We start from the raw sequence: 6,969 nt of genomic DNA, 5'->3' as shown, positions 1-6,969 counted from the left end.
CAAGTTCATACGCGTGGCGCGCGGCCATCCCGGAGACGTCAATGGGCGGAACAGCTAACTCCGGGTCCGGGGCCGGACCGCCGAAGCTGTTCGGCCAGTAGTTGGGGCCACCGCCGCCGTTGCTGTCGAAGCGCATGGCACCGTCCCGCTGGTAGCTTCGCACCTGAGCGGCCTTCGGAGCATTGACCGGCAGCAGGTGGTAGTTGGGACCAAGTCTGTGCCGATGCGTGTCGTGGTAGCTGAACAGGCGTCCCTGCAGCATCTTGTCTGGAGACGGGCCGATGCCGGGAACGAAGTTGCCGGGGGAGAATGCCGCCTGCTCCACCTCGGCGAAGTAGTTCTCCGGGTTGCGGTTGAGAACAAGACGGCCGACCTCGATGGGCGGGAAGTCGGCATGCGGCCACACCTTCGTGATGTCAAAGGGGTCGAACCTGTAGTTCTTCGCCTGATCCGGGGTCATGATCTGGACTTCCAGCCGCCAGGACGGGAATTCCCCCTTCGAGATCGCTTCATGCAGATCGCGCGTGGCGAAATCAGGATCAATGCCGCGCATGCGCTCCGCTTCCTCGCCGGTGAAGTTCTGAATTCCCTGCTCGGTCTTGAAGTGGAGCTGAACCCAGAAGTACTCGCCTCTCTCGTTGTACCACATGAAGGTGTGGCTGCTGTAACCGTTCATGTTGCGATACGTCCTGGGGGTGCCGCGGTCCGAAAATAGGATGGTGACCTGGTGGATGGATTCGGGGGTCAGGGAAAGGAAGTCCCAGAACATGTCCGCATCCTTGAGGTTGGTCGCCGGGTGACGCTTCTGAGTATGAATGAAGTCCGGGAACTTCAGTGGATCGCGGATGAAGAAGACCGGGGTGTTGTTGCCCACCATGTCGTAGTTGCCCTCTTCGGTGTAGAACTTCAGCGCGAAGCCGCGGGGATCGCGCTCCGAGTCCGCCGAACCCTTCTCGCCGCCGACGGTGGAGAAGCGCGCGAACACCTCGGTCTTCTTCCCCACCTGCGAGAGGAACTTGGCGCGCGTGTACTTGGCGACATCGTGGGTGACCTCGAAGTACCCGTACGCGCCGGCCCCCTTGGCGTGCACCACGCGTTCGGGAATCCGCTCACGGTCGAAATGGGCCAGCTTCTCGGTCAGGTGGACGTCCTGAATGAGCACCGGTCCCTTGGGTCCGGCGGTCAATGAGTTCAGGTCGTCTTCGACCGGCATCCCAAAGCCGGTGGTCAGGATCTTCTTCTCCTCCTTCATGGCTTCATCTCCCTTCGGATTCTCCTGCCCGCTCCTGCCGCCTCGCGTCCTTCCTCGCGCAGACACCGCGCGCAGAAACCTCGTATCTCCACCTGCGTCTTCTCCACGCGGCCAAGCGCCTGCACCGCGTCTGGAATCCTCAGCCGGCTCAGCTCCTCGCTGTGGAAGTCATCTGCCCTGCCACACCTCGTGCAGACGAAGTGATGGTGGGGTTCGACGTTTCCGTCGAAGCGCACCCTCTCCCAGGGATGTCCCAGCGTGGCGATCAGCCCCAGATCGAGGAGCAGCCACAGGGTCCGGTAGACGGTGTCCAGGGAGACCGCTGGGACTCTCCTTCGGACACCCTTATAGACCGTCTCGGCATCGGGATGATCGCCTGCTCCGACCACCTCGCGGAACACCTCAACGCGCTGGCGGGTTATCTTCACACCGGCGCCCCGGAGCGTACCCCTGAAGTGATCCAACCTCTGTCGGAGATCTGCTGGGTCTAGGTCCATTCAGCACCGGGCCGGGCAAAATAGGAATCACTCTTATTTAGAATCCTATGCCGGAGTCGAGCCCATGTCAAGATGCTTCCGGAGCAGGGGAATTCCGGCCTCAAGCCAGAAACGTTGTCGGTGATGACTCCAGGGCGGGTCGCAATCATAGCCGGCGCGACGGGCGGCCTGGGCCGTGTCGTTGCGCGAATGCTCGGCGAGGGCGGCGCGCGCCTCGCGCTGATCGGCACTGATCGGGAGCGGCTGGACGCCCTCGTGAAAGAGATGGGACTGCCCTCTGAACGCGCCGTGACATGCGTAGCCGACCTGCGCGGCCGCCAGGAGGCGGCGACCGCGGCCGAGGCGGTGCTTGGCAGGTTCGGCCGCGCCGAGATACTGCTCAACCTGGTGGGCGGCTGGATCGGGGCAAGGTCCGTCGAGCAGGTCTCCCCAGAGGATGTCCTGGAGATGCTCGGGCAGCACCTGTGGACCACCTTCCATCTGGCGAAGGCCTTCGTCCCGCACCTAACAGCAGCCGGCTGGGGTAGGATCGTGGCCGTGACCTCGCCTCACGCCACGAGCCCGGGCAAGGGGGTCTCTCCCTACGCGACCGCTCCCCCACCTCGAAGAACGCCTCATGGACCACTCCCGAGGAGATCGCGGCCATGATCGCCTACCTCTGCTCGGACGAGGCGGTCTGCATCAACGGAGCGCGGATCCCGCTGTACGGGGGGTTGTGAGAGCTGGGGCGATACCGCTCCCTGCCACACCTGAAGGCGCACCGCTGTCGCTAGGCCGGGATCTTGCTTCTCCGCTGCGCGGCCCATTTGTACACTTCCATTGCGAGCAGAACCGTCGATGCCAGGCCCAGGGTCGAGAGCCACTCCGTGAACCCGATCGCCTCCGTCCGCAGAATGGTCTGCATGAATGGGACGTACATGCTCAATATGTGGATTCCCTGGGCTGCCAGCACCCCGAATATCAGGATGACATTACGGCGCAGGGGGACCCGGAAGGCAGATTTCGATTCGGATCGGCAGTTGAACACGTGCACATTCTGCAGCAGAACCATGAGAAGCAGTACGCTGTTGCGGGCCGAGGCCTCGTCCATCAGTCGAAGCGATATCATCCAGTACCATAGTCCAAACGCCAGCGCACCAATGGTGGAGCCCGATACGAGGGTTTGGCCGATCATCCGCGAGTCGAATATCCTCTCGTTCGGCCGGCGGGGGCCGCGCTTCATTGCTCCCGGCTCTCCGCCTTCAAAGGCCAGGGCCACGTCCTGGATGCCGTTGGTGACCAGATTGAGCCACAGCAGCTGAACGGCCAGCAGCGGAATAGGCAGGCCCATCAGGATCGCCGCGATGAACATAAGCACTTCCGCCGCGCCCGTAGAGATGAGAAGGTAGACAACCTTGCGCACGTTGTCGTAGGCAAAGCGCCCTTCCTCAACGCCGGCGACGATGGAGGCGAAGTTGTCGTCGGCGACGATCATCAAGCCGACCTCCTTCGCCACGTCCGTTCCCGAGCCCATGGCCACACCGATATTCGCCCTTCGGAGCGCGGGAGCATCGTTGACGCCGTCGCCGGTCACCGCTACGAACTCCCCGCGGCGCATCAGCGTCTCGACGATCTCGAGCTTCTGGGTCGGGGAGATCCTGGCGAACACATGGGTCGATGAGACCAGCTTCTCAAATGCGGGGCTGTCAGGGATTCCGGCCTCGCTCAACTCCTGGCCGGTTACCACCAGCTCATCCCCATAGGGCAGACCCAGCTCTCCTGCAATGGCGCCGGCCGTGGAAGGATGATCCCCGGTAATCATGATGACCTGGATGCCCGCCGCCTTGCATCTCTTGACCGCCTCGGCGGCTTCAGGGCGAAGCGGGTCGATGAATCCGGCCAGGCCATAGAGCACCAGCCCGGAAAGCGCCGCAGCAGGATCATCTTCAGCGCCTTCGATCGAGCCGACTTCTCCGCCGGCCACAGCCAATACGCGCAGGCCTCTTCGCGCCATGGCTTCAGATTGTTGCTCGATGTCGCCCCGCTCCAAGGCGACCGGGCTGCCATCCTTCACCATCCGGCTGCAAAAGCCCAGAATCGTTTCCGCCGCTCCTTTGGCGGCCACACGGGTCACGCCATCCTCTTCATAGATAGCAGCCGAGAACCTGCGCTCCGACTCATAGGGGATCTCCCCCGTCACCTTGTACTCCCGTCTCACCTCCGAGGGATCCAAGCCCAACTTGTAGGCCATCGCCAGGAAAGCCACGTCCATGGCGTCGCCGTGGTGCTTCCAGACACCGTCTTCCTTGACCAGCGAGGCCTCGTTGGCGAGGATCGCCATTCTGGACAGGTTGTTAAGCTGCTCCCGAGCGGCCTTGGACAGATCACCATCGCCGTCCGCTGAGACCCTGCCTTCGCCGTTGTACCCTTCGCCGGAAACGGCAAAGGTCTGCCTGTCCGGGAGGCACAACATGCGGGCCGTCTGCTGGTTTACCGTCAGGGTGCCGGTCTTGTCGCTGGCGATCACCGTGCAGCTTCCGAGGCTCTCCACGGCGGTGAGTTTGCGCACGATCACGTTGCGCGCGGACATCCGTTTGGTGGCGATGGAGAGCGCGACCGTCAGCGCCACCGGCAGTCCCTCGGGAATGGCCGACACCACGAGGGCCACAACGAAGAAGAAGATGGTGGCGGCTTCATAGCCCTGGGACCACAAGAGGGCAGCCAGGCCGGCGCTGATCACCAGGACCAGGATGCTGATGTGCTTGACGAACCTCTCCATCCTCAGGACCAGAGGCGGCTTGCCGCCCTCCGACTGGGTCACGGTCTCGGCGATGATGCCGACCTGGGTCTCGGCTCCCGTGCCGATCGTGATCCCAACACCCCTGCCGGAGGTGATGGTCGACCCGGCAAACACCATGTTCCGGCGGTCGCTGATGCCGGTGTCCTCAGGCAGGATACCGGTCGCCTTCTCAACGGCAACCGATTCGCCTGTCAAGAGGCTCTCGTCCGCTGCGAGGTTGTTGGCCTGCAGCAGACGCAGGTCCGCCGGGACCTTGTTCCCGGATTCGAGCAGCACGATGTCTCCGGGCACCACCTCTTCCGACGGAACCTCCTGCTCTTTTCCGCCGCGCCGAACCCTGGCCTTGATCTTCAACAGACGCTGCAGGCTGGCCGCGCTTCTCTCGGCATGGTACTCCTGGTAGGCCCCCAGCCCGCTGTTCAGGGCGATGACGATCAGGATGAAGATGGCGTCTACGGCCTCGCCGATGGCCACCGAGGCGACTGCGGCGGCCAGCAGGATGAAGATCAGGGGGTTGAGCACCTGGTGCAGCAGGATGGCCCAGAGCGTCGGTGGCTCCTTGGAGGGCAAGGTGTTGGGCCCGTAGACCTGCAGGCGCCGGACGGCCTCCTGCTCGTCCAGGCCCTCCAGCCGACCCTGAAGCTCCTCGAAGACATCCTGTTCTTTCAGGGAATGCCACTTCTCTTCGCTCAACCGGCTGGCATGCCTCTTCTCTTTCATTCATTCCTCCCTTTCTCAGGCCGGGCCAGCATGCCCCTTCTCATGCGAGTTGGTGCGATGGCTTGTACCTCCACAGCATACACCACCCTTAGACCCTCTCTCCACCTGATCGCCGCGCGTGCAATCCGACAGGAGATCGCCGCCGTGAGCGCGTACCTCTGCTCGGACGAGGCGGCCTGCGTCAACGGAGCGCGGATCCCGCTGTACGGGGGGTTGTGAGGACAGCCGTGCGGGCCGATGAGCGAAAGATCAGAATCCTCTTCCTCTGCACCGGGAACTCCGCCCGCAGCCAGATGGCCGAGGGCTGGGCGCGCTACCTCAAGAGCAGCACCATCGAGGCCCACTCGGCGGGCGTCGAGAGGCACGGTCTCAACCCGCTGGCCGCAAGGTCCATGGCGGAGGCCGGGGTTGACATCAGCGGCCACAGGTCCAAGACCGTCGCCGACCTCCCCACACTGGAGTTCGACTACGTGATCACCCTCTGCGGGCACGCGCAGGAAGCCTGTCCCAGCTTCCCCGCGCGGGTGAGGATTCTGCACATGGGCTTCGACGATCCGGTCAATCTCGCGCAGGACGCGAAGGACGAGGAAGCCGCCCTCACGCACTACAGGCGCGTGCGCGATGAGATAAGGGCCTACGTCGAGACCCTCCCCGGCTCGCTGCCAGGGCCCTAGCTACCCCTTGACAGGCGGAAATTATGAGCATATGCTCATAATGCCACGCCTGGGAGGGATGGGCCATGGCAAGACCCTGCTGCAAACGGTATGTGGGTGTCATGCCTGCGTCGTATCATTTCAAGCCGCGCGGGATCCCTCTGCGGGACCTGGAGGAGAACACCCTCACATTGGATGAGATCGAGGCACTGCGACTGGCCGACCTAGAGGGGCTCTATCAGGAACAGGCCGCACAGGAGATGAGTGTCTCGCGCGCGACCTTTGCGAGGATTGTGGAAAGCGCGCGGCGGAAAGTGGCAGATGCGCTTGTTCATGGTAAGGCGCTCCGGATCGAAGGCGGGAACATCAAATGGAAAGGAGATCCGATCATGCCACGAGGTGATGGAACCGGTCCGATGGGGACAGGACAGGGTCGCGGGATGGGGCCCTGCGGTTGTGGACAGAGACGCGGAAAGGGAGCGCAGCAAGGCGCGGGGTTCCAGCGGCGCGGGAGGGCTTGGAAGACGGTCGAATCCGATCGGGCGTCCGATCCTGTTGAACGCAACACAAGCATAGAAAAGGAGAAGGGGCAATCATGAGAGTCGCCATTCCAATCATGGAGCGTGCCGGTCTTGACAGTCCGATTTGCGGACATTACGGGTCTGCCCCATACTTCGCGTTCGTTGAGAGCACTGATCAATCCATCGAGGTGATCTCCAACGCGAACCTCAGTCATGTCCACGGAGACTGTAATCCAATACAGGCGCTTGCAGGTTGCCAAGTAGACGGCGTCGTCGTTGCAGGAATCGGCCGTAAGGCCTTGGTCAGACTCACGGACGCTGGTATCCGCGTGTATCAGTCAAGAGCCACTACCTTGGCTGAAGCGATTCAAGCGCTGCAAATGGGAACGCTGACGGAGATCGGTCCTGACCATACCTGTCACGAGCATCGGCACGCAGATCCCTGCGATTGCCGGCATGGCCAGCATTGATAGGGGTGTCACCTGATCAGAATCTGGCTCCGCGGGTAGGATTCGAACCTACAACCCTCCGGTTAACAGCCGGACGC

Annotated in this window: 6 protein-coding genes; 3 read left to right on the top strand and 3 right to left on the bottom strand. The window is 62.8% G+C overall.

Going from position 1 to position 6,969, the window contains the following annotated elements:
• Both RDU83_13810 and RDU83_13805 read right to left on the bottom strand, forming a co-directional pair.
• The coding region (locus RDU83_13810; GenBank protein MDQ7842076.1) for a catalase at window positions 1-1,252 on the bottom strand (1,252 nt) is incomplete at its 3' end.
• Window positions 1,249-1,680 carry a transcriptional repressor gene (locus RDU83_13805; GenBank protein MDQ7842075.1) on the bottom strand — a complete coding sequence of 144 codons (432 nt, stop codon included), beginning with the start codon at window positions 1,678-1,680 and terminating at the stop codon, window positions 1,249-1,251. The genes RDU83_13805 and RDU83_13810, both read right to left, overlap by 4 nt.
• Window positions 1,681-1,872: 192 nt before the next feature.
• Between RDU83_13805 and RDU83_13800 the strand changes: the two genes are divergently transcribed.
• Window positions 1,873-2,397 carry an SDR family oxidoreductase gene (locus RDU83_13800; protein ID MDQ7842074.1) on the top strand — a complete coding sequence of 175 codons (525 nt, stop codon included), beginning with the start codon at window positions 1,873-1,875 and terminating at the stop codon, window positions 2,395-2,397.
• Window positions 2,398-2,518: 121 nt separating this feature from the next.
• On the opposite strand, the gene RDU83_13795 is transcribed toward RDU83_13800, so the two are convergent.
• Entirely contained in the window at window positions 2,519-5,248 is a 2,730-nt protein-coding gene (locus RDU83_13795; GenBank protein ID MDQ7842073.1) for an HAD-IC family P-type ATPase, read from the bottom strand.
• Window positions 5,249-5,475: 227 nt separating this feature from the next.
• Here RDU83_13795 and RDU83_13790 point away from each other — a divergent pair, with 227 nt between their 5' ends.
• Together RDU83_13790 and RDU83_13785 are read left to right on the top strand one after the other, a co-directional pair.
• Window positions 5,476-5,922 (top strand): arsenate reductase ArsC, encoded by a 447-nt coding sequence (locus RDU83_13790; GenBank protein ID MDQ7842072.1) that lies wholly within the window; start codon window positions 5,476-5,478, stop codon window positions 5,920-5,922.
• A gap of 65 nt (window positions 5,923-5,987) precedes the next feature.
• Window positions 5,988-6,500: a DUF134 domain-containing protein gene (locus tag RDU83_13785; protein MDQ7842071.1), complete on the top strand. Its 513-nt coding sequence runs from the start codon at window positions 5,988-5,990 to the stop codon at window positions 6,498-6,500.
• Window positions 6,501-6,969 lie beyond the last annotated feature (469 nt).

The organism is bacterium, from assembly GCA_031082185.1.
Classification (GTDB): Bacteria; Sysuimicrobiota; Sysuimicrobiia; order Sysuimicrobiales; family Humicultoraceae; genus VGFA01.
The sequence above is the reverse complement of the archived record's forward strand: the minus strand, read 5'-3'. Positions and strand labels throughout refer to the sequence as shown.

Excerpts from the sequence above, each read along its gene's own strand:
- RDU83_13785 (MDQ7842071.1), top strand. The coding sequence starts at position 5,988 with ATGGCAAGACCCTGCTGCAAACGGTATGTGGGTGTCATGCCTGCGTCG.
- RDU83_13800 (MDQ7842074.1), top strand. The coding sequence starts at position 1,873 with ATGACTCCAGGGCGGGTCGCAATCATAGCCGGCGCGACGGGCGGCCTG.
- RDU83_13795 (MDQ7842073.1), bottom strand. The coding sequence starts at position 5,248 with ATGAAAGAGAAGAGGCATGCCAGCCGGTTGAGCGAAGAGAAGTGGCAT.